Origin of the sequence: Anaerotignum sp., from assembly GCF_017483025.1 — a bacterium.
Classification (GTDB): domain Bacteria; phylum Bacillota; class Clostridia; order Lachnospirales; family Anaerotignaceae; genus Anaerotignum_A.
Genome location: NZ_JAFUMA010000088.1, coordinates 1 through 21714, shown reverse-complemented (window position 1 = coordinate 21714; position 21714 = coordinate 1). Strand labels below are relative to the sequence as shown.

Genomic DNA, 21714 nt, shown 5'->3' with positions numbered 1-21714 from the left:
TGTCTTTGCTCACCGGGAAATTCGTAGATATGCTTACGTATCGTTTTAGCAAGATTATGAAATAACTTTTACGCGAAAGGCATTTTTACGGAGGTGAGAATATGAATTTTGATTTAGAATTCGCTGTACAGAATTTTTTTCAGGCAGTTTTGGGTATCCCAACGACGCTGCTTATCGTTGCAGTCGCGGTGGCCATCGGTTTGCCTCTGGCATTTCTGATCGCGCTGGCCAGAATACATAAAGTACCTGTTTTGCATACGATACTGACATTATTTATTTCCTTTATGAGAGGGACGCCAATGGTGGTGCAGATTTTCCTGATCTATAATGGTATGCCTGTGTTGCTGGGTATTCTGGCGCAAGCATTTGGCAAAACATTCGATGTATATGCAGTAAATCCGATCATTTATGCGTTTGTTGTATTTTCTCTGAATACAGCAGCCGGCTATTCTGAAATGTGGAAAGCGGGGCTGAGTGCAGTGGGCAAAGGGCAATTTGAGGCTTCCTATATGGTAGGGCTGTCCTCTTTCCAGACATATACGAAGGTGATCATTCCACAGGCGTTTGGCGTGATTGCACCAAGCTTTTGTTCTTCCACGCTGAACATGCTGAAAAATACTTCTCTGGTATTTATCATGACGGTTATGGATATCACGGCAAGGGCAAAGATGGCTGCTGGTCTGGAATATAAATATGTGGAAGGTTATGTGGATCTTCTGATTGTCTATATCATTGTATGTTCCACTTTGGAATGGCTGTTCAAAAAATATGAAAAACACATCACACGTTATAAAACGGAGAACTATGGATATAAAAAGAAACCCAAAATAGAAACGGGGGTATCATATGATTGAAATTAAAGGTGTCAAGAAAAAGTTTGGCGAAAATGAGATTTTAAAAGGTGTAGATTTAAACGTTGAAAAGGGCGAGGTCATTGTGATCATTGGGCCCAGCGGTTCCGGTAAAACGACTTTTCTGAGATGCATCAGCTTTCTGGAACGAGCAGATGAAGGGGTTTGGGAAGAAGACGGAGAAAAGATCGAACTGAACAGCACTTCAAAAAAGAAGATTTCTGAAATCAGAAAAAAAGAAGGTTTTGTTTTCCAAAACTATAATCTTTTTGCAAACAAGACGGTACTGGAAAATGTCACACTTGGACTGACAGTCGGACGTCATGTTCATAAGGCAGAAGCAGAGAAGCTGGCAAGAAGTGCGCTGAAAAAGGTAGGAATGCTGGAGAAAGAAAACTTCTATCCCAATGCCCTTTCTGGTGGTCAGCAGCAGAGGGTAGCCATTGCAAGGGCGGTTGTTTTAAATCCTGAAATCATATTGTTTGATGAACCTACCAGCGCCCTTGACCCGGAACTTGTGGGGGAAGTTCTGAAGGTAATGAAAGAACTTGCCAAAGATGGTGCTACAATGGTGATTGTGACACATGAACTTTCTTTTGCGAGAGATGTTGCAACAAAGATCATCTTTATGGATGGAGGATATGTTGTTGAAGAGGGAACCTCGAATGAAATTTTGGTTTCTCCAAAGGAAGAAAGAACAAAAAGATTTTTAAGACGTATTCTTCCAGATTTTAACTATAGTATATGAGGTAATCAGAAATTGAAGGACTGGTTTTGTAAAAAACAGTCCTTTCTTTTGTTTGGAATGGTTATTGCTGATATATCACAAAAATAGAACAATATATGTAAAGACAGTTGACAATACACTGACAAGACAGTATAATGGGGAAGGCTTGAATGCGCCGAATGTAGAGGGGGAGGGTCCCTTTAGCATAGTCGTATTCAAAGGAAACTATTATTGTGTGGCATTGAGTGAATGCCAAGAATATTTATGAAAAAGGGAGAAGATCCAAATGAAAAAAAGATTTTTGACAGTACTTCTGGCAGGCGTAATGGCGATCAGCATGCTGGCAGGTTGTGGCGGCGGTTCTGAAGCACCCGCAGATGACGCAGCAGAAGATGGCGCATTGGACGTTGTTTTTGTTGTAACAGGCCAGCTGGGTGACAAATCCTTCAATGACTCCGCAAACGCCGGTATCACAGAAATGGCAGAAACAATGGGCTGCAACACAAAGGTCATCGAAATCGGCCGTGATCAGACAAAATGGCAGCCTACCTTTGAAGATTTGGCGGAAGAAGGCAAATATGACCTCATCATCACAAACGGCTCCAACGCTGGTGAACTGGTGCTGAGCATCGCTGACATGTATCCTGAACAGAAATTCATCCTGTTTGATATGGAAATGGAAGGCGACCACCCCAATGTATATGCCATCAGCTATGAACAGAACGAAGCTTCCTATCTGGCAGGCGTTCTGGCAGCGATGGTAACAGAATCCGATATGGAATTTGCAAACGAAGAAAAGAAAATCGGCTTTGTTGGCGGCGATGAACATCCCATCATCACAGACTTCCTGGTAGGCTATATCGAAGGCGCAAAATCCGTTGATCCGGAAATCAAGGTTTATGTATCCTACATCGGTTCCTGGGATGATACAGCAAAGGGCAAAGAAATGGCGCTTGCTCAGTACAACCAGGGCGTTGATATCATCTTCCCCGCAGCAGAACAGGCTGGTCTGGGCTGTGTAGATGCAGCGGTTGAAATGGGCAAATACATCATCGGCGTTGACTCTGACCAGGCAATGCTGTTCAACGGCGTAAGCGAAGAAAAAGCAAACGTGATCCTGACTTCTGTACTGAAAGAAGTAGGCAACTCTCTGGTTCGTGCAGCATCCATGGAAATGGAAGGTACACTGCCTTGGGGTACATTCGAATCTCTGGGTTTGGCTGAAGAAGGCGTAGGTCTGGCAGATAACCAGTACTATCAGGCAAACGTTCCCGAAGAGATCAAAGCAGCTGTAGATGCAGCGAATACAGCAGTTATGAATGGTGAAGTTGTTGTAACATCCGCACTGCACGCAGATACAGCAACATCTCAGACGATTATCGACTCCGTTGCTCCCTGATCACCATAAGATAACGTAAAAACCATGCAGGTGCTCTTTTGAGCACCTGCATTTTTGAAAAGGAACGATGTATATGGAAAAAGAAATCTTGAAAATGAATCAGATCACCAAGATTTACGGAAATGGTGTCATTGCCAATAAGGATGTCTCCCTTACCGTAAACCATGGTGAGATCCATGCCCTGATGGGGGAAAACGGCGCCGGGAAATCCACACTGATGAAGATCCTCTTTGGGTTTGAAGATAAAAACGAAGGGGAGATCATTTTCGACGGTCAGCATCTGGACGGCAAAAAGCCTGCGGAGATCATCGAAGCCGGCATTGGTATGGTACATCAGCATTTCATGCTGGTGGAAAGCTTGCGTGTATACGAAAATGTTATCCTTGGCATGGAACCCAAGAAAGGTCTTTCCACTGATAAACAGAAAGCCATCGAACTGGTAAAGGAACTTTCTGAAAAATATAACCTGAAGGTAGACCCTATGGCGAAGGTATCCGATATTTCCGTAGGGCTGAAACAGAAGGTAGAACTCATCAAGGTTCTGGCGAGAAATGCAAAGCTCCTCATTCTGGATGAGCCCACAGCGGTACTGACCCCACAGGAAACAGAAGAACTTTTCGAACAGCTTTTGCTGCTGAAACAGAGCGGACATACCATTATCTTCATTTCCCATAAGATCAGGGAAGTAAAACAGATCTGCGACCGTATCACTGTGCTGCGAAGAGGACGTCTGGTAGGTACCATGGATGCAGCGAATGCCACAGAGGAGGAAATCTCCAAATTCATGGTAGGTCGTGACGTTATCCTGAAAATGAACAAACAGCCTGCATCCTTCGGCGAAACTCTGTTGAAAGTGGAAAATCTGAGCTTTGAGAATAAGGATAAGAAAAAAGTCCTGAATTACGTGAATTTTGAAGTAAAACGCGGTCAGATTTTAGGCATCGCCGGTGTGGAAGGCAATGGGCAGAATGAACTGGCAGAATGTATCTTCGGCTTCCATAAAGGTGTGGAAGGCAAGATTCTGTTTGAAGGGAAAAATCTGTTGGATGAAACCATTATGGGTATTCGCGAAAGCGGTGTTTCCTATATCCCCGAAGACCGCTTGACCACAGGCGTGGCAACAAAGGTATCCATCTGGGAAAATCTTGTTGCCGATCGTATCGATAAAAAAGAACTCCGTGAAAAGAATCTGCTGAGCCAGAAGAAGATCAAAGATATGTCTCAGCAGCTCATTAAAGATTATACGATCCTCTGTAGAAATGAAAATCAGGAGGTAGGAATGCTTTCCGGCGGTAATATGCAGAAGGTGGTCGTTGCTAGAGAATTTTCTGCAAATCCCGACCTGCTCATCGCCAACCAGCCTACCCGAGGCATCGACGTTGGTGCTAACGAATTTATCTGGAAGCGTATTATCGAGCTAAGGGATCAGGGCAAAGCCATTATGCTCATTTCCGCCGATCTGAACGAAGTTCTGGAACTGAGCGACAGTATCATGGTCATGTGTGACGGTGAAGTTGCCGGTTATTTTGAAGACAGTAAAGAAGTAAGCGAATATGAACTGGGTCTGTATATGCTGGGCTTGAAAAAACAGGGACAGGAGGTGGCAGCAGAATGAAAGGAATTGCTTTACAGAAAAATAAGAATCAGAGCAAACTGGGCATGGTAGAAGCCCTGCGTACCTGCGTTGCTGTTGGTTTTTCCCTGCTGCTGGTATGCGTGGTCGTATTCCTCATCAGTGAAACGCCTGTACCCGCCCTGTTTGACTTTCTGATTGGCCCTCTGACATCGCCCCGCCGCATGGGGAACGTGGTGGAAGCCTGTGTACCTCTGATGTTTACAGGTCTTTCTGTTATCCTGCTGCAAAGAGCAGGTCTGTTCAACCTCGCCATGGAAGGTGCCTTCTTTATTGGCGCCGTAGCGGCTACGGCTACTGCGCTGACTTTCCAGCTGCCCGATACCCTGAATCTGATCGTATCTCTGGGGGCAGCCTGCGTGGCAGGTGCCATCGTTTGCGGCATCCCTGCGTTCCTGAAAGTAAAATGCAATGCAAACGTACTGGTAACATCTCTGATGTTAAACTATGTATGTCTGTATTTTGGTATGTGGATCATCGTCGATTTTTTTGCAGACCCTGCAATGAGCTCCAACTATTCCTATGCCTTCCCCGAAGGCATACTGCTGACAAAACTGATCCCCAGAACACGTATCAATACGGGTATCCTCATCTGTGCAGTATGTATTTTTCTGGTATGGCTTCTGCTGAATAAAACATCCTTTGGCTATAAAGTGACTATGGTTGGTAAAAATGAACGCATGGCCCGCTATTCCGGCATGAATATCGACAGACTGATTACAGGTTCTGCTCTCATTGGTGGTGTGCTGGCAGGCCTGGGCGGCGGCGTTGATCTGTTTGGTATGTATCCCCGCTTCCAGTATGGCGGTCTGACCAACTACGGCTGGGATGGCATCCTCATCGCCATCGTTGCCCGTCATAAGGCACAGTATGTGCCCTTTGCGGCACTGTTCCTGGCGTATATGCGCACAGGGGCGGACATCATGTCCAGAAACAACGACATTCCTTCCGAAATGATCATGGTGATCCAGGCGATCGTTATCGTCCTGATCTCTGCTCAGGCGATCCTGAGCAAATATCGCAGCCGCATCATCGTGCAGGAAGCCAGAGAATACGAACAGGAGGTACAGTGATATGAATGAATTCTTACAGACCATCATCTCTCCTGATTTTGTATTCACAGTCATCCGCGTGATGACGCCTGTCCTTTTTGCCGCATTGTCCTGTATGGTATTTACCAAGGGCGGCATCGACTCCATCGGTATCGAAGGTATCATGCTGACCTGTGCTATGGCTGGCCCCGTCTGCAGCTATTTCACACAGAGCGCTGTGGGCGGTGTTCTTGGTGCAGTGGTAACAGGTATCCTGCTGGCGTTCCTGTTTGGTTATGTGACCCTGCAGCTGAAAGCCGTGGAGATTCTTGCCGGTATCGCCTTGAACACCATGGCAAGCGGGCTAACCATCTTTGTCATCTATTATGTGGCAGGGGAAAAAGGTTCTACCCAGAGCCTGTTCAGCCCTGTGATCCCTAATATTGATATTCCTGTTCTGCAGAATATCCCCGTTCTGGGCGAGATTTTGTCCGGACACAATCTGCTTACATATGTTGGTATCCTTCTGACCTTCCTGCTGGCGTATCTGCTTTATTCCACGCCTCTGGGTCTGCGTATCCGCAGTGTGGGCGAAAATGCACAGGCAGCCGCATCTGTTGGTATCAACGTGATGAAATATAAATATATCACTCTTGCCATTGCCGGTACACTGGCGGGTTTGGGCGGCGCCTTCATGTCCATGGGTTACGTTTCCTTCTTCTCCAAGGAAATGATCGCAGGCCGTGGTTTTATCGGTATGGCTGCAGAAGCCATGGGGATGGGCAATCCCTTCGGCATTTTCCTTGCCTCTGGTCTGTTCGGCATTGCCGATTCCCTGGCGATCCGTCTGTCCATGCTGAATTTCCCTGCGCAGCTGATCCAGACCATCCCTTATCTGATCACGATTATTGCTATTTCCATTTATTCCTATCAGAGAAGCAAGAAGGAAAAGAAACTGTAAGGAGGGAACGAAATGAACGCAGGACAAAGAGAACTCAGATGGATGAAAGCAGCTCTGCCTCATCATGTAGAGGAAAGCTGCGAAGAAAATTGGATGAGTTATCTGGAAAATGGTATCGCTTCTGATAAAAAGCTGTTCAAAGACTGGAACAGCTTTGTTCCTGGCTCTCTGTCTCCCTGTCACCTGATCGTGGCAGCGATCCAGTGCATGAGAAACAAGGGCTACGATGTAACAAAAGCGGAAAAATATATCGATGCAGGTCTGAAAGCGGAAGAGGAAAAGGATGGCGCGGCGATTCAGGTCATCTCCGCAAAGATCTATCAGCTGCTGAACACAGCCCCTAAAGACACTGCGTCCACCTATTGGAACTACAGAGAGTATCAAACATGGGAGGAAATCGAAGCGGCTTGTTCTTTCCCCGAAGCAAAGCCTGTAGATGTTTTCTCTGATGATTTTGCAGAGAAGATCAAGGCAGGCTGGTTGAGTCAGCTCATCGGCGGCGCTATGGGTACACAGGTAGAAGGCTATCTGACAGAAAATATCCGTAAGGTTTTCGGCGAGGTGAGGGACTATCTGCGCGCTCCAGAGACATACAATGATGATATCACTTATGAGATCGCCTTTCTGGATGCCTTCCGCAAGGAAGGTTATGATATTACATCTGAGCACATTGCAGACAAATGGCTGGAACTGATTTCCGACGGTTATTCCGCGGAGGAAGTGGCGCTCCGCAATCTCAGATGCGGCATCCGCCCTCCCGAAAGCGGCAGATTTTTGAACTACTATTCCGACTGGATCGGCGCCCAGATGCGTACCGCCATCCACGGTATGGTTGCTCCCGGCGATGCAAAACTGGCAGCAAAGCTGGCGGCCTATGACAGTGTAGTGTCCCATTCCAATAATGGTCTCATCGGCGGTATTTTTAACGCGGTGCTGGTTTCTCTGGCATTTGTGGAAAAAGACATGAAGGAAGTTGTGAAACAGACTATCTCCTGCCTGCCGAAGGAAAGCGAATATTACGCTATGGTGTGCTTTGCCGTTGACTGTTGCCAGACTTCGGAAAACTGGGAGGCGGCATGGCAGAAATGCGAGGATAGATTCATTGCAGACTATAATTGGATCCATGCTTATCCCAATATGGCGGCGGAAGTGGTGGCGCTGTGGTTCGGTAATAATGATTTTGATGAAACCGCCTATATCATCACTATGTGCGGACAAGACGCGGACTGTACAGCAGGCCCTGTGCTGAATGTACTGGGCGTTGCCTATGGCATGGGGCAGGTCAGTGAAAAATGGCTGTTGCCTTTGGGCAATGAAGTGCTGACTATGATGCGAAAATATCGTAGATTTTCTGTGGAAGAGTTGATTGGCTGGACTTTGAAAAGTGTGCAAGATGCAGTGATAAAAGGATAAAAAGTACTATATTTTAAATAAAAAATGACTCACTGGAATGATGCGCGCATCCAGTGAGTCGATGATTTGAATCGTTTGCAGCAATAGTTATATTACATAATCATTTGCATATCTTTCTCTTTGCTGATCCAGAAGATCCTGTAATGTGATGCCATTCAGGTATTCGTTGATGGTGCGATACAATCCTTGCCATAAAGGAAGTGTGGGACAATCGACCCTGCGTTCACAACCGACCGGATCGTATTCCAAACAGGCAACAGGAGAGAGACTTCCTTCGGTCAACCGCAGAATTTCTCCTACTGTATATTTCTCGGGACTTTTTGCCAGCCGATAGCCGCCCTGAAAGCCGCGAGTCGTCCGAAGAATATCGGATTTATTCAAAATTGGTACGATTTGCTCCAGATATTTTTTTGAAATATTTTGACGTTCAGCAATATCTTTCAAGGCAACATAACCATCGTGCTGATGTTCCGCAAGATCAAGTAACATGCGGAGTGCATAACGTCCTTTTGCTGAAATTCTCATGCTGAATCACCTCACAATTTAATATCCTAATAATAACATATCCTTTGTAGGTTTTCAAGGAGCAGATTGTGCTATCGAACTGCTGATGGAAAAATACAGAATTCTAATTGAGAAAAAGTGTCCAGTAACAGAAAGTGAGAAAGGTTGACGGAATATTAAGTATTTGATATACTGATTATAGTTAGTTTCAACTAACTCATTGAACGCAAATGCCAATAGTAAACTTTAGACACCTTCCTCTTTAACAAATGAGCAAATAAAAGAAGACGAGTATGCACTCGTCTTTTTTTATTTGCGCAGAGAGAAAGAAACTCATTTTAACTGGTCGCAGTCAGTTTTTTTAAACATAAGCCAGAGGATAATCAGATTTTTATGCCCATTTTTCAGGGTTTCGGTGGTTGATAAAAATTGTAAAAGGTAAAAACTTTAACAAAACAGAAACAAAACGGTGGTATAGTAACAAAAAAGCATACTGGAGGAAGAAAAAATGATCCATATTTTAGTAGTAGATGACGATGAAAAACTGACACAAAGTGTTTGTGCATATCTGAATAACAGCGGCTATCAGGCAAAGGGCGTGCTTTCTGCGGAAAGCGCTTATGACGAGATGTATAACAATCTTTATGATCTGATCATCTCAGATATTATGATGCCGGGAACAGACGGTTTTTCGTTTGCAGAGACCATTCGCGGCCTGAATAAGGCTATTCCCATCCTGTTCGTCAGCGCCAGGGATGATTTAAACGCAAAGCAGAGAGGCTTCGATATCGGTATCGATGATTATATGGTAAAACCCATTGACCTAAGTGAACTACTGATGCGGGTGCGCGCCCTTCTGCGCAGGGCAAACATCGAAGCCAGTCGTAAAGTGACTGCAGGCGGTCTGGTTTTGGATGCAGATGCCATGACAGCCACTATGGATGGGCAGGAGATCCCTGTGACAACGAGGGAATTCAACATCATGTTCAAACTGCTTTCTTATCCCAATCGTACCTTCTCCCGTTCTCAGCTGATGGATGAATTCTGGGGCATCGAAAGTGAAACGAGTCTGCGTGCCGTGGATGTATATATCACAAAGCTGAGAGATAAATTTTCCGTTTGTCCTGATATTCAGATCAAAACGGTTCGTGGATTGGGTTATAAGGCGGTGCTGGTGTGAAAGATTTGAAAAAGGAGCAAAGAAAAAATGCAAAGCAGTCAATTTTCCCTGTTTCCCTTTTTGGGGTAATTTTTATTGTACTTCTCTTGATGTGCGGCATCCATACAGGGTTGATCGTTTTGATGAATCAGTTGGAATGGAGCGGGGTCGCACAGACCATTCTTCCTATGATCTATTGGGCTGTCATTGCTATCGGGCTCACCGTGTATACGAGTGTACAGATTCGAAAAACTTACGAGGTTCCCATGCGAAGGCTGGCGAAAGCCACGGCGGATGTTGCGGCAGGGGATTTTTCTGTCTATATTCCTCCCAGACATACGGCAGATAAACTGGATTATCTGGATATCATGTTCATGGATTTCAATACGATGGTGGAAGAACTGGGCTCCATCGAGACCCTGAAAAATGACTTTGCAGCCAATGTATCCCATGAATTGAAAACACCCCTGACAGTCATCCAGAACTATGCCCAGCTTCTGCAAACAACAGAACTGACACCACAGCAGCAGGAATATGTTGCTTCCATCGAAGGGGGAACACAGAGACTTTCTTCTCTGATTTTTAATATGCTGAAGCTGAACAAACTGGAAAGCCAGAAGATCACCCCCAAGGCCCAGGCTTATGACCTTTGCCGTCAGCTGGAAAATTGCATCCTTGGGTTTGAATCCATCTGGGAGAAGAAGAAAATCGAGATCGATGTGGATATGGAAGAGATGGCCATGGTGGAAGCCGATGAAGAAATCATGGAAATGGTATGGCAGAATCTGCTTTCCAATGCCTTCAAATTTACGGAAGAGGGCGGAATCGTCAGCCTGAAACAATACTCTGATGAAGAAATGATCACCGTAGAGGTGGCGGATACGGGTTGCGGCATGGCGCCCGATGTGATGAAGCGTATTTTCGATAAGTTTTATCAGGGGGATACTTCCCACGCTACAGAGGGCAACGGCCTGGGGCTGGCTCTGGTATGGCGTATTTTGCAGATGAGCGGCGGCAGCATCACAGTAAACAGCGAAGAAGGGAAGGGAAGTACCTTTACGGTGCGTCTGCCCAAGAAAGTAGAAACAGAAGAAGTGCAATGATTGAGGGAGTGTAGTTTGTTTTATGGCAATTTTGAGTAAAGGCGGAGCAGATTATATCGGCTATGAATATAAAGAAAAAATCGTTCCAGCAGAGATGGCATCTCTATATATGGACAGCTATCCCTGCTTCGGATGGGAGCCTGACCCTAACAGCACCTATCATAATGGAGGCGTTCGTCAAATAGGGAAAGTATCCCTGCGGTTCAGAAGAGACAGAAAACTCTGCAATCGTATGGAATTGACCCGTTTGCAGCGAATTTTTGATGGCTGCGTATCGGAAATCGGGCGACTGGAACAATCCAAGACCTCAGCAGCAACTATATGGGCCCTGATCATTGGTCTGATCGGGACAGCGTTTATGGCAGGGGCTGTATTTGCCATTGCTGCAACACCACCTCGGGTGGTTTTGTGCATCCTTTTGGCGATCCCTGCATTTATTGGTTGGATCCTCCCCTTTTTCCTCTATAAAGCAGTACGATACAAGAAAACAGAGAAGGTCGCAGAATTGATCGAAGCCAAGTATGATGAACTGTATGAGATCTGCGAAAAGGGCAATCGCCTTTTGATTTAACAATTTAGAAACAAAACCCAAACAATTCAAACATATTGTCGGGATATACTGTCTCCAGAAAGTAAAACAAAAACAGGAAGTTTGAAAGGAGAATATAAAATGGCAGGATATCGTTTGAAAACAGGAAGATTTGGTAAAAAGATCACAGATGCATACGAAAAGATTGAACAGAAATTTGTGGATACATTTTTGGAAGAAGATCCAGACAGTGAATTCGGTATTCGTCTGAAAACAGGAAAAACAGCAGAAAAAGTAACAGAGGCATATAAATCCATCGAAGATAGTGTAGTCGGTACATACCAGAAGATCGAAGATGCTTTTGTGGATGCCTTCCAGCTGGCAGCAGCACAGGATGAAACGATCAAGGTCATTTTAGACAGGGAATGATTTTCATATTTCAGAAACAAAACAGAAATGTTTGAAAAACATTTTCGGCGTATCCTGTTTACAGTTGATACAGAAAAGTAGATAAATGGAGGTTCATGATGAAGAAAAGTAATTTTGTTGCATTGGTTTTAGGTACGATTGGCATCGTGTTTTTCGCACTGGGTATGTGCATGTGTATGCTGCCTGAATGGGACATGTTCCGAGAGGGTATCATTGCGGGCGTGATCGGTATGGTGGTGCTGCTGATCACAGTTGGCATCTGGCGCAAAATGGAAGGCAAGGCGCCGGTGAAAATCAGCGGCAAAACGGTTTTATCCGTTTTGGTAGGGGTGATTGGTGCGCTGCTGTTTGGCGTTGGCATGTGCCTGACGATGGTGTTCGGAAAAATGGTGATGGGCATAGTGATTGGTCTGATCGGCATGGTCGTTTTATTGATGCTGATTCCTCTTTGCAAGGGACTGAGATGAAGTGTGATTCAGAAAAAATAGAAACAAATATTGATATACCAAGGGGCATCAGGTTTTATGAAAGCTTCTTGTCTGGTGAACAAAAGAACAGCCAGCGTCGTTTCGGCGCTGGCTGTTTTATATGCTCTTTTAAGGCTGGTGCGGTCCATGTCATTTAGACGTGGCCTTACTCCAGCTTCATTTATTTTGATGCAGGATCTCTGTAAATGCTTCGGAGACTTTATCCCAGCGAATCGCAGTATCGACCCAGAAGGACATCTGCACCAGATAATGCTGCAGGATGCGGGAAAGCTCTCTGACTTCTGCGAAGTCCTTTGCTTCTCTGTAGGCTGCGGCGCTTTTCTTCAGGAAGCCGCTCAGGTCATCCATGGAATAATATACGCCGAAAATTTCGGAAAAACGATCTGCTTCTTCTGCGGCGATATCTTTGAAAGTTTCCAAATCACCTTTTTCTTCTTTGGCTCTCAGATAAAAATCATAGACCAACGTGGCGATGTTTTCAATATGGCCGCTGCAATAGATATAAATAGGGAATTCCTTGCTGATGGATACGTTTTTTTCCTGCATCTTAGCGATATCTGCAGGCTCCTTCAGCCAGTGTTCCTGTGTGTACGCATTGATTTCTTTTAATAAATGACTCATTTCGCTTCGCCTCCTTCTGTAACGAATTCTGTTGTAATGATGCCACCCTGTTTATGCCAAACCTGCTTTGCGATCTGGTAAAAATCTGTCAACTCTTCTTCTCTGATTTTGGCAAATACATTGCAGAAGCCTACGGCATCCAGCTGGCCGTAAAAAATGCAGATGCACTGACGCTTGGGGAAGAAGCCGATATTGCCGGGTTCCTGATCGTAGAAAGGGTTTTCCATTTCATCTACGAAGGCGTTGGTAGGGTAATAAATTTCCTCATTGCAGATTTTAGCGGAAATCAGGCGGGAATCGAATTTTCCCAGTGCTTCCAGTGCTGCAACGATCTTGGGTGCCTTGTCTTCAAAAACATCGGCTGTAAATGTTTTGCCGTCGATGGTCAGTTTCAATGTTTTCATGTTTATTCTGCCTCCTCATAAGTATAATCCCAAACGGGCTGATATACGCCGTGGTATGTATCCAGCAATACTTTTGCAACTTCGTCAGTATGGTATGCATCTACGATCTTCTGATAAACGGGATTGTCTTTGTCTTCGCTTCTAGCGGCAATGATATTGATGTAGGGGTTATCATCTGCGATGGTTTCTACGGATTCTGTGAAAATAGCATCCTTTTCCAGGTCCAGGCCGTTATCGAAAGCGTAGTTATTGTTGATGACGGCGGCTGCTACATCGGGTAGCAGGGAAACCAGTGTGGCAGCATCGGCTTCTACAAATTCCAGAGAAAGGGGATTTTCTGTCACATCGTAAACATCGGGGGTGTAGCCGGCTGCAGGGTCGACTTTGATCAGACCAGCGCTTTCCAGTGCTTTCAGGGCTCTGCCGCCATTTGTTACGTCATTGGGGATAGCAATTTTGTCTCCTTTCTGCAGTTCATCAGGAGAGGAAATGCTCTTGGAATAAAGGTTCATGGGGCCGATGATGGTATTGCCGATGGCTTCGATCTGATAGCCTTTCTTTTCAACTTCATCATTCAGGAAGGCATAATGCTGGAAGGCGTTCAAATCTACATCGCCAGCATCCAATGCCTGGTTGGGTGTATTATAATCAGAGAATGTCACCAGTTCTACCTGGATGCCTTCGTCTGCCAGAAGTTCATTGATGACTTCCCAGGGTTCTACCAGATCGCCTACGATGCCGACTTTTACAACAGTAGGTTCTGTAGCATTGCCTGTATCTGTGGTTTCTTCTGTGTTCTGACCACCGCAGCCTGTCAGTGCTGCTGCTGTGATCGCTGCTAAAATTGCTGCTGTTTTAACATTCCACTTTCTTTTCATAAATAAAACCTCCTTATTTTTAGATCAATGTTTTGTTTTTTTAATGATGACATCGCCTGCCATTTGTACAATGGCGACCATGACTACTAGTATGATAACGGAGATATACGTGATATCCCGGTTCCCGCGATTATACCCATAGCGGATGGCAAAATCGCCCATGCCGCCTGCGCCGACAACGCCCGCCATAGCAGTCAGCCCAATCAGGCTGATGGTAGTGATGGCAGTGCTGCGGACAATAGGGGCGATGCTTTCCCGTAGGTATACGCGGAAAATGATGCCGACAGGGCCGGAGCCCATGGATTTTGCTGCTTCGATCTGCCCGTAGTCCAATTCGGAAAGGGCGTTTTCGATCTGTCTGGCGTAAAAGGGAACAGTGCCGAATACCAGAGGAACAATGGCGCCTCTTACGCCGATGCCGGTCCCCATCAGAAGTCTGGTCAGATCCATCAGGCCTGCCAGCAGGATGATGAAGGGGATAGATCGGAAGAAATTGATAACTTTATCCAGTATATGGAAACAAACTGTATTTTGCAGGATGCCACCCGCTGCTGTGACGACCAGCAATATTCCCAGGATGGCGCCGAGGAAAAAGGATATGATGCCCGACCAGCCGACCATCAGCAGCGTTTCGAAAATACTTTTGAATAATACATCCTGCCTATCCAACACGTTTGGTATCAGCCCTTGTAAAAATGCCTCCATCCGCAATCACCTCCACTTCTACATTTTTTTCTTTGAAATAGGCCAGTGTAGCCTGTACATCCTCCTGTTTTCCTCGGAAAATAGCGATCAATCCGCCCAGCGGACTGGAATCGATCACTTCCAGATTGCCGAAAATAATATTTACATCCACGTTGTATTTTCTGGAAACAGTAGAGACCAGAGGTTCTGTGGAGCTATGCCTGATATACTTTAGCCGAACCAGACATTCGTTTCCCGAAAGAGCAGCGATCTCAGATTTTTCATCCAATAAGCGATAGATCTTGGAAAGATTCGAAGTAGTATCGATGAATTCCCGTGTGATCGGCTGTGAGGGATTGGAGAAAACAGAAAATACATCTCCTTCTTCCACGATGCTGCCGTTTTCCATGACGGCTACCTTATGGCAGATCTCCTTGATGACTTGCATTTCGTGGGTGATGATGATGATCGTCAGCCCTAGTTTCCGGTTCAGTTCCTGCAGCAGCTGCAGGATAGCAGCGGTATTTTGTGGGTCTAATGCGCTGGTGGCTTCATCGCACAGCAGTATGTTAGGGTCGTTTGCAAGGGCTCTGGCGATAGCGACCCGCTGTTTCTGCCCACCGGAAAGCTGGGAAGGATAGGCCTGCGCTTTCTGGGAAAGGTTTACCAATTCCAAGAGGTCTGTCACCCTTTTTTCGATCTCTTCTTTTTTCATCCCGCTGTGATACAGGGGATAGGCTACGTTTTGAAATACCGTCCGCGAAGCAAATAAATGAAACTGCTGGAAGATCATACCGATTTTTTTGCGAACCTTCCGTAGTTCTTTTTCTTTCAATGCAGTCAGCTCGATGCCGTCGATGATGACTTTGCCTGATGTGGGTCGTTCCAAAAGATTGATACAGCGAACCAATGTGGATTTGCCTGCGCCGGAAAAGCCGATGATACCGAAGATCTCCCCCTCCTGTATGGAAAGGGTCACGTCCTTTACGGCGTGGATCTGTTTTCCCTGCTGGCGAAAGATCTTATCCACATGCTCTAAATGCACCATAATTCCACCTCCTGTTTCTGATTTTTGGCGTAAAAAAATAGAAGCCCGTTTGATTTTGGCTTCCAAAGACTGTGGTTCAATGTGATGATGTGTTTTTACTCTTTTCAAAAGGAGGACACATCAAAAAACATGATACGACGATCTTTGGAACAGGGCATCATACACATACACATATTCATCATACAGAATGTATTATTATTTTTCATAAATGAATGGGACCTCCTTTCGATAACTTATTAAACTGATAGGTTTTGTATGGAAGTGATTATAATAGCATGATTTTTGTTTGTCAACTCTTTTTTTGTAAAAATTTTCCATGAAAAAAATGGAAATAAATTTTAGTTTTCCTATTGACTTACTATGAAAAAGGAGTATTCTCATGCCATCGCATTCAAAAAGTATCGTAAAAGGAGGTGGAAAACATGACAGGTTATAATTCTGGTATCAAAAATAAAAACATGTGTTGTTGTCGAATGTGTTACTTCCGGGCATTTTATGTGGCTGGTGTATCAGCATGTGCTGTTTTGCATTCCAGAAGGATACCTGATAGGTATTTTTAAGCCATTTGCCCGGGAGCTTTTGCGAGTCCCGGTTTTTTTGTGCCTTTTTACCGAAAAAACATTATGGAGATGAATGAAAGAGAGGATCTGAGATAGTGGAATGATTTGATGATCCTCTGGAAAAGGAGGGACGTATACGAATTGGACAGTGATTCAGGAATATCTGCCGCTATATCAGGAAGCGGCAAAACTGACAGTGAAGCTTGGGGTCATGGGGATCATCCTTTCCCTCTTGGTGGGGCTGATCTGTTCGGCGATCCAATATTTTAAACTACCGATATTGAAGAGAATCGTTTCCGTGTATACGGAAATCAGCAGAAATACCCCGCTTTTGGTACAGCTTTTCTTTATCTATTATGGGCTGCCCAAAATAGGGATACAGACAGATGCAGAGGCCTGCGGGATTGCAGGGCTGGCATTTCTGGGCGGAAGCTATATGGCAGAGGCCTTTCGAAGCGGGCTGGAAGCCATAGATGTGATACAGATGGAAAGCTCTCTGAGCCTTGGGATGAGCAGATTTCAGGCGATGCGATATGTGGTGCTGCCTCAGGCTATTTCTATCAGCGTGCCCGCCATCGTAGCAAATGTGATTTTCCTGTTAAAGGAAACCAGCGTTTTCAGCGCTATCAGCCTGATGGACCTGATGTTTACGGCGAAAGACCTGATCGGCCTTTATTACAAGACCACAGAAAGTCTGTTCCTGCTGGTGGTATTTTATCTGATCATCCTGCTGCCGATATCCATATTGGGCAGCCTGCTGGAAAGGAGGTTGCGCTATGCTGGATTTGGGGCTTGATGTCCTGTTGAAAGGGAAAAACCTGAGCCGTATTTTAGGCGGCTTGGGGGTTGCTATGAAAATCAGCATGATTTCTGTGCTGATCAGTATTCCTCTCGGCATTTTGCTTGGGGTACTGATGGCAGGGAAAAATCCTGTTACCAAGGCGATCATGCGGGTCTATCTGGATATCATCCGCATCATGCCGCAGCTGGTGCTGCTGTTTCTGGTATATTTTGGGACTACGCGGGCCTTTGGCTGGGATTTATCGGGAGAAACGGCATCTGTGATCGTTTTTACCCTTTGGGGGACGGCGGAGATGAGTGATCTGGTGCGAGGGGCTATCATCAGTATCCCTGTGCATCAGTATGAAAGCGGGGCGGCCCTTGGGCTCAGCAAAACCCAGACCTACCTGTATATCATTATCCCGCAGACCATCAGGCGGCTGATTCCATTATCTATCAATCTGATCACTCGCATGATCAAAACTACAAGCCTGATTTTGATGATTGGCGTTGTGGAGGTGCTGAAGGTGGCACAGCAAATCATTGAGGCGAACCGTATGGCTAGCCCCAACGCGGCCTTTGGCATTTATCTGACAGTATTTTTCCTGTATTTTATTGCATGCTGGCCCATCAGCCTGCTGGCAAAATATCTGGAAAGGAAATGGAGGTGATAGCATGGCAGAAGCGGTATTGACCATCGAACATTTGACAAAATGCTTTGGAAATCACACCATATTGGAAAATGTGAGCCTGACAGTGGAAAAAGGTGAGGTCATCGTTATCGTGGGGCCTAGTGGTTGTGGGAAAAGCACATTTCTAAGATGTCTGAATGGGCTGGAGCCGATCCAAAGCGGCAGCGTAAAGCTGCGGGAAGATGTGATCGATCAGAAAAATAAAGATCTTGCAAATATCCGTCAGAAGATCGGCATGGTTTTCCAAAGTTATGATCTGTTTCCTCATCTGACGGTGCTGGATAATATCCTTCTGGCGCCAACAAAGGTGCAGAAACGAAAAAAAGAGGATGTGAAAAAAGAAGCCCTGGAGCTGCTGAAGCGAGTTGGCCTGGCGGACAGGGCGGGGGATTACCCGAGACAGCTTTCCGGCGGACAGAAGCAGAGAGTTGCCATCGTCAGAGCCCTTTGTATGCATCCGGAAGTCCTGCTGTTCGATGAGGTGACTGCAGCACTGGACCCTGAAATGGTGCGGGAAGTGCTGGATGTTATGCTGGATCTGGCAAAGCAGGGGAGAACGATGCTGATCGTGACCCACGAAATGTCCTTTGCCAGGGCAATTGCAGACCGCATCCTTTTTATCGACGGCGGAAAGATCGTTGAGGATTCTGAACCGGAAGCATTTTTTACATCTCCGTCGACGGACAGAGTGAAACAGTTTTTAAATATGTTCGCATTCGATGCGGTGAAGCACCATGAAGCAGTAACGGCAGAAAACCCATAAAAGGGTTTTTAAATAAACAAAAGAAAAAAAGGAAATACGAAAGGAGAACGTATTATGAAGTATCTGAAAAAATTATTTGCACTGACAACAACACTGGCACTGGTTTCTGCGCTGACAGCCTGCGGCGGCGGTGAAGCTGCTCCTGCGGAAGAGGGCGATGCGGCTTCTGCGGATGTCGTTTATCGTACACTGGATGAGATCAAGGAAAGCGGCACGATCAATATCGGCGTATTTTCTGATAAGAATCCCTTTGGCTATGTGGATGAAAACGGCGAATATCAGGGCTATGATGTTTACTTTGCAAACCGCATTGGCGAAGACCTGGGCGTGGACGTAAACTTTGTTTCCACAGAAGCAGCCAACCGTATCGAATACCTGCAGACAGGCAAGGTTGACGTGATCCTGGCAAACTTCACAGTAACAGCAGAAAGAGCAGAAGAAGTAGATTTTGCTCTGCCTTACATGAACGTGGCACTGGGTGTTGTATCTCCTGAAAGCAACGTGATCACAAGCCTGGATGATCTGAGCAGCGAAGATGAGATCATCGTTATTTCCGGTACAACAGCAGAAACATATCTGACAGAAAATTATCCTGACATCAAACTGCAGAAATATGATTCCTATGCAACAGCAAAGAACGCTCTGGAAAACGGCAACGGCGTTGCATGGGCAAATGACAATACAGAAGTAATTGCTTTCGCACTGCAGAATGAAGGCTATGAAGTAGGCATCCCCACTCTGGGCAGCCAGGACACAATTGCTCCCGCTGTATCTAAAGGCAACAGCTCCCTGCTGGATTGGTTGAATGATGAAATCGTAGCCCTGGGCGAAGAACAGTTCTTCCATGCTGACTATGAAGCAACTCTGGTTGATACATATGGTCTGGATTATGAAGACAGCTTGGTTGTTGAAGGTGGCGTAACAGGGAATGAATAAGGCCTGACACATGAAAAGCTTTTGCATAGAACCGCTCCATCGGTTCAGAACCTTTTTACAAAAGATAAATTTTATAAAAACACAAAAGAGGAGGAATTTCATATGACAAATTTAAAATTGTGGAACTTCGTGAAGGAACTGAAAAGCCCTAAATATAAATGGGTAGACCTGACCCATGAACTGAGCCCTGAAACACCCCATTGGTTTGGCTTCAAACCCCTGCAGGGCGATCTGCTGTTCGACTATGCAGAAGGCACACCTGAAGATCAACTGGCACCCATGCGCTGCTTCCAGTATAGCGTAGCCAGCCAGTATGGCACCCATGTTGATGTGCCCCGCCATTTCTGGGGAGATGGTCGTCCCATGAATGAGATTACGGTACAGGAATTGGTATATCCTCTGGTGGTCATCGACAGATCTGCCGCATGTGCCGAAAATCCCGATTATGTGCTGACTGCGGAAGATATCAAGGCATGGGAAGCAGAGTATGGCACAATTCCCGAAGGGGCTTTTGTTCCCTTCCGTTCCGACTGGCACAAGAAAGAAAATCTGGATAATCCCGATGAAAACGGCGTGCCTCATTATCCCGGCTGGGATATCAATGCCATCAAATGGCTGGTAGAAGAAAGAAATATCGGCGCCATTGGTCACGAACCTGCGGATACAGACCCCGGCTTTGTTACCACAAAAGAAGGTGCGTATCCTTACCCCGGCGAACAGTATATCCTGCAGGCAGACCGTATTCAAATCGAAGTAATGCGTAACCTGGATCAGCTGCCTCCTGTTGGCAGCCTGATTGTCTGCGCTTTTCCTAAGCTGAAGGATGGTGTAGGGTTCCCTGTACGCTGCTTTGCTATCTATCCCGTAGAATAAAGAGATTAGGAGGTCAATTATGGCACTTGAATTCAATGAACAACTTTCCCGTCTGCAAAAACCTGACCGCAGCGAAATGACAGATGCGGAATATGAGATTTTTAATAAACATGTAGAGACCATGACGAAGAACTGGGGCTTTATCAATAATTTATTTCAGATTTTACCCCTGAATGCCAAGCAGTATATCGGTTTTTTGAACTTCAAGAATTCTTTGTTCAATGAATCCTGCTATCTGACCGATGCACAGAAGGAAATGATCGGTGTTGTCGTTTCCTCTTATAACTGCTGCTGCTACTGTCTGACGACCCATGGGGACAATTTGCGCGGTCTGTGGAAAAATGCGGAGCTGGTGGATAAGCTTTCCTATAACTATCGCTCCTGCAAGGGGGAACTCTCCGAAGTGGATTATGCCCTGTGTGAATATGCATGGTTCGTAACTGCCCATCCCCGTGATATCGACCAGGAACAGGTGGACAAGCTGCGGGAAGTGGGCCTGAGCGACCACCAGATCCTGGAGGCCGCCTTTGTTGCGGGCTTCTTCAACTATACGAATCGTTGGGTCAGCACGATTTCTCCTGTTCCCAACAGCGGCCACTATTCCCATAACCGTAATTTTGAAAAGTGATTTGCTATGGATACAGTTCGACAGAATAGCAAAATCCATTAGCAATGAAAGCGGGCAATTTTATGCCCGCTTTTTTGCTGTAAAAGGAATTTGAAAAAAATGGAATAAATTTTAGTTTTCCTATTGACTTAGTATGATAACGGTGGTATTATCATTTCATCGCATAGGAAAAGAGTATTTCAAAAGGAGGTGAAAGCCATGACAGGTTATAATGCTGATCGTAAAACTACATACATGTGCATGATGCGAATGTGTAACTCCCGGGCGTTTTATATGGCTGGTGTGTCAGCATGCGCTGTTATGCACTCCAGAAGAATACTAGTTGATGTTAGTATTTAGTATCTGATTAGCCAATTGCCCGGGAGCCGTCGTAGCCCCGGTTTTTTTTATTCCATTTTTCATGCGAAAGATAAAATGACAGAAAATATAAAACAGAAAAAGACAAAAGAAAAGAGGTAATCAGAATGAGTGCATATAGCTTTGAAACATTACAGCTTCACGTAGGACAGGAACAGGCAGACCCCGCAACAGATGCACGTGCAGTGCCCATTTACCAGACAACATCTTATGTTTTCCATAATTCCGCCCATGCGGCAGCCAGATTTGGCCTGGCAGATGCC

24 protein-coding genes and 1 pseudogene are annotated in these 21714 nt (G+C 45.5%); 19 read left to right on the top strand and 6 right to left on the bottom strand.

Annotated elements, in window-relative coordinates:
- Positions 1-101: 101 nt before the first annotated feature.
- The 7 genes from IJ369_RS07660 to IJ369_RS07630 all read left to right on the top strand — a co-directional run bounded on the left by IJ369_RS07660 (position 102) and on the right by IJ369_RS07630 (position 8015).
- Complete coding sequence (locus IJ369_RS07660) at positions 102-854, top strand: amino acid ABC transporter permease (protein WP_290717804.1); 753 nt, start codon at positions 102-104, stop codon at positions 852-854.
- The gene (locus IJ369_RS07655) at positions 847-1599 is read left to right on the top strand and encodes an amino acid ABC transporter ATP-binding protein (RefSeq protein ID WP_290717802.1); all 753 of its coding nucleotides are present in this window, start codon (positions 847-849) and stop codon (positions 1597-1599) included. Before IJ369_RS07660 ends, IJ369_RS07655 begins: the two co-directional genes overlap by 8 nt.
- A gap of 265 nt (positions 1600-1864) precedes the next feature.
- Positions 1865-2977, top strand: coding sequence for a BMP family ABC transporter substrate-binding protein (locus IJ369_RS07650; protein ID WP_290717801.1), 1113 nt, complete (start codon positions 1865-1867; stop codon positions 2975-2977).
- Positions 2978-3050: 73 nt separating this feature from the next.
- Positions 3051-4592: an ABC transporter ATP-binding protein gene (locus IJ369_RS07645; protein WP_290717799.1), complete on the top strand. Its 1542-nt coding sequence runs from the start codon at positions 3051-3053 to the stop codon at positions 4590-4592.
- Entirely contained in the window at positions 4589-5683 is a 1095-nt protein-coding gene (locus IJ369_RS07640) for an ABC transporter permease (RefSeq protein WP_290717797.1), read from the top strand. Before IJ369_RS07645 ends, IJ369_RS07640 begins: the two co-directional genes overlap by 4 nt.
- Position 5684: 1 nt before the next feature.
- On the top strand, positions 5685-6602 hold the full coding sequence (locus tag IJ369_RS07635; RefSeq protein WP_290717795.1) for an ABC transporter permease: 918 nt from the start codon (positions 5685-5687) through the stop codon (positions 6600-6602).
- A gap of 12 nt (positions 6603-6614) precedes the next feature.
- Positions 6615-8015, top strand: a complete 1401-nt coding sequence (locus tag IJ369_RS07630) for an ADP-ribosylglycohydrolase family protein (protein ID WP_290717793.1) — start codon at positions 6615-6617, stop codon at positions 8013-8015.
- Positions 8016-8102: 87 nt separating this feature from the next.
- Here IJ369_RS07630 and IJ369_RS07625 read toward each other — a convergent pair whose 3' ends face one another.
- A complete protein-coding gene (locus IJ369_RS07625; protein WP_290717792.1) occupies positions 8103-8540 on the bottom strand; it encodes an RrF2 family transcriptional regulator in 438 nt (145 codons plus the stop codon).
- A 487-nt stretch (positions 8541-9027) separates the two neighbouring features.
- On the opposite strand from IJ369_RS07625, the gene IJ369_RS07620 reads away from it, so the two are divergent.
- The 5 genes from IJ369_RS07620 to IJ369_RS07600 all read left to right on the top strand — a co-directional run bounded on the left by IJ369_RS07620 (position 9028) and on the right by IJ369_RS07600 (position 12206).
- Positions 9028-9699 carry a response regulator transcription factor gene (locus IJ369_RS07620; RefSeq protein WP_290717790.1) on the top strand — a complete coding sequence of 224 codons (672 nt, stop codon included), beginning with the start codon at positions 9028-9030 and terminating at the stop codon, positions 9697-9699.
- Positions 9696-10781, top strand: coding sequence for a sensor histidine kinase (locus IJ369_RS07615; protein ID WP_290717788.1), 1086 nt, complete (start codon positions 9696-9698; stop codon positions 10779-10781). Before IJ369_RS07620 ends, IJ369_RS07615 begins: the two co-directional genes overlap by 4 nt.
- A 22-nt stretch (positions 10782-10803) precedes the next feature.
- On the top strand, positions 10804-11352 hold the full coding sequence (locus tag IJ369_RS07610; RefSeq protein ID WP_290717786.1) for a hypothetical protein: 549 nt from the start codon (positions 10804-10806) through the stop codon (positions 11350-11352).
- Between the two features lie 99 nt (positions 11353-11451).
- Entirely contained in the window at positions 11452-11739 is a 288-nt protein-coding gene (locus IJ369_RS07605; RefSeq protein WP_290717784.1) for a hypothetical protein, read from the top strand.
- A 98-nt stretch (positions 11740-11837) separates the two neighbouring features.
- On the top strand, positions 11838-12206 hold the full coding sequence (locus tag IJ369_RS07600) for a hypothetical protein (RefSeq protein ID WP_290717782.1): 369 nt from the start codon (positions 11838-11840) through the stop codon (positions 12204-12206).
- 177 nt (positions 12207-12383) lie between these two features.
- On the opposite strand, the gene IJ369_RS07595 is transcribed toward IJ369_RS07600, so the two are convergent.
- Genes IJ369_RS07595 through IJ369_RS07575 form a run of 5 tightly spaced genes read right to left on the bottom strand, consistent with a single transcriptional unit; the run spans position 12384 to position 15862 of the window.
- Entirely contained in the window at positions 12384-12848 is a 465-nt protein-coding gene (locus IJ369_RS07595; protein WP_290717780.1) for a hypothetical protein, read from the bottom strand.
- A complete protein-coding gene (locus IJ369_RS07590; RefSeq protein WP_290717778.1) occupies positions 12845-13252 on the bottom strand; it encodes a cyclophilin-like family protein in 408 nt (135 codons plus the stop codon). Before IJ369_RS07590 ends, IJ369_RS07595 begins: the two co-directional genes overlap by 4 nt.
- Before the next feature lie 2 nt (positions 13253-13254).
- Positions 13255-14130: a MetQ/NlpA family ABC transporter substrate-binding protein gene (locus tag IJ369_RS07585; RefSeq protein WP_290717777.1), complete on the bottom strand. Its 876-nt coding sequence runs from the start codon at positions 14128-14130 to the stop codon at positions 13255-13257.
- A 24-nt stretch (positions 14131-14154) separates the two neighbouring features.
- The gene (locus IJ369_RS07580; protein ID WP_290717775.1) at positions 14155-14835 is read right to left on the bottom strand and encodes a methionine ABC transporter permease; all 681 of its coding nucleotides are present in this window, start codon (positions 14833-14835) and stop codon (positions 14155-14157) included.
- Positions 14792-15862 (bottom strand): methionine ABC transporter ATP-binding protein, encoded by a 1071-nt coding sequence (locus tag IJ369_RS07575; protein WP_290717773.1) that lies wholly within the window; start codon positions 15860-15862, stop codon positions 14792-14794. The genes IJ369_RS07580 and IJ369_RS07575 overlap by 44 nt, the downstream gene beginning before the upstream one ends.
- A 708-nt stretch (positions 15863-16570) precedes the next feature.
- Here IJ369_RS07575 and IJ369_RS07570 point away from each other — a divergent pair.
- The 7 genes and pseudogenes from IJ369_RS07570 to IJ369_RS10910 all read left to right on the top strand — a co-directional run.
- Positions 16571-17218 (top strand): amino acid ABC transporter permease, encoded by a 648-nt coding sequence (locus IJ369_RS07570; protein ID WP_290717771.1) that lies wholly within the window; start codon positions 16571-16573, stop codon positions 17216-17218.
- The gene (locus IJ369_RS07565) at positions 17199-17873 is read left to right on the top strand and encodes an amino acid ABC transporter permease (protein WP_290717769.1); all 675 of its coding nucleotides are present in this window, start codon (positions 17199-17201) and stop codon (positions 17871-17873) included. The genes IJ369_RS07570 and IJ369_RS07565 overlap by 20 nt, the downstream gene beginning before the upstream one ends.
- Positions 17874-17877: 4 nt before the next feature.
- Complete coding sequence (locus IJ369_RS07560; protein WP_290717766.1) at positions 17878-18657, top strand: amino acid ABC transporter ATP-binding protein; 780 nt, start codon at positions 17878-17880, stop codon at positions 18655-18657.
- A 54-nt stretch (positions 18658-18711) separates the two neighbouring features.
- Positions 18712-19593 carry a transporter substrate-binding domain-containing protein gene (locus IJ369_RS07555; protein WP_290717764.1) on the top strand — a complete coding sequence of 294 codons (882 nt, stop codon included), beginning with the start codon at positions 18712-18714 and terminating at the stop codon, positions 19591-19593.
- Between the two features lie 102 nt (positions 19594-19695).
- Positions 19696-20466: a cyclase family protein gene (locus tag IJ369_RS07550; RefSeq protein ID WP_290717762.1), complete on the top strand. Its 771-nt coding sequence runs from the start codon at positions 19696-19698 to the stop codon at positions 20464-20466.
- Positions 20467-20485: 19 nt separating this feature from the next.
- Entirely contained in the window at positions 20486-21094 is a 609-nt protein-coding gene (locus IJ369_RS07545) for a peroxidase-related enzyme (RefSeq protein ID WP_290717761.1), read from the top strand.
- A 464-nt stretch (positions 21095-21558) separates the two neighbouring features.
- Positions 21559-21714, top strand: a pseudogene (locus IJ369_RS10910) (PLP-dependent transferase); the annotation flags it as partial.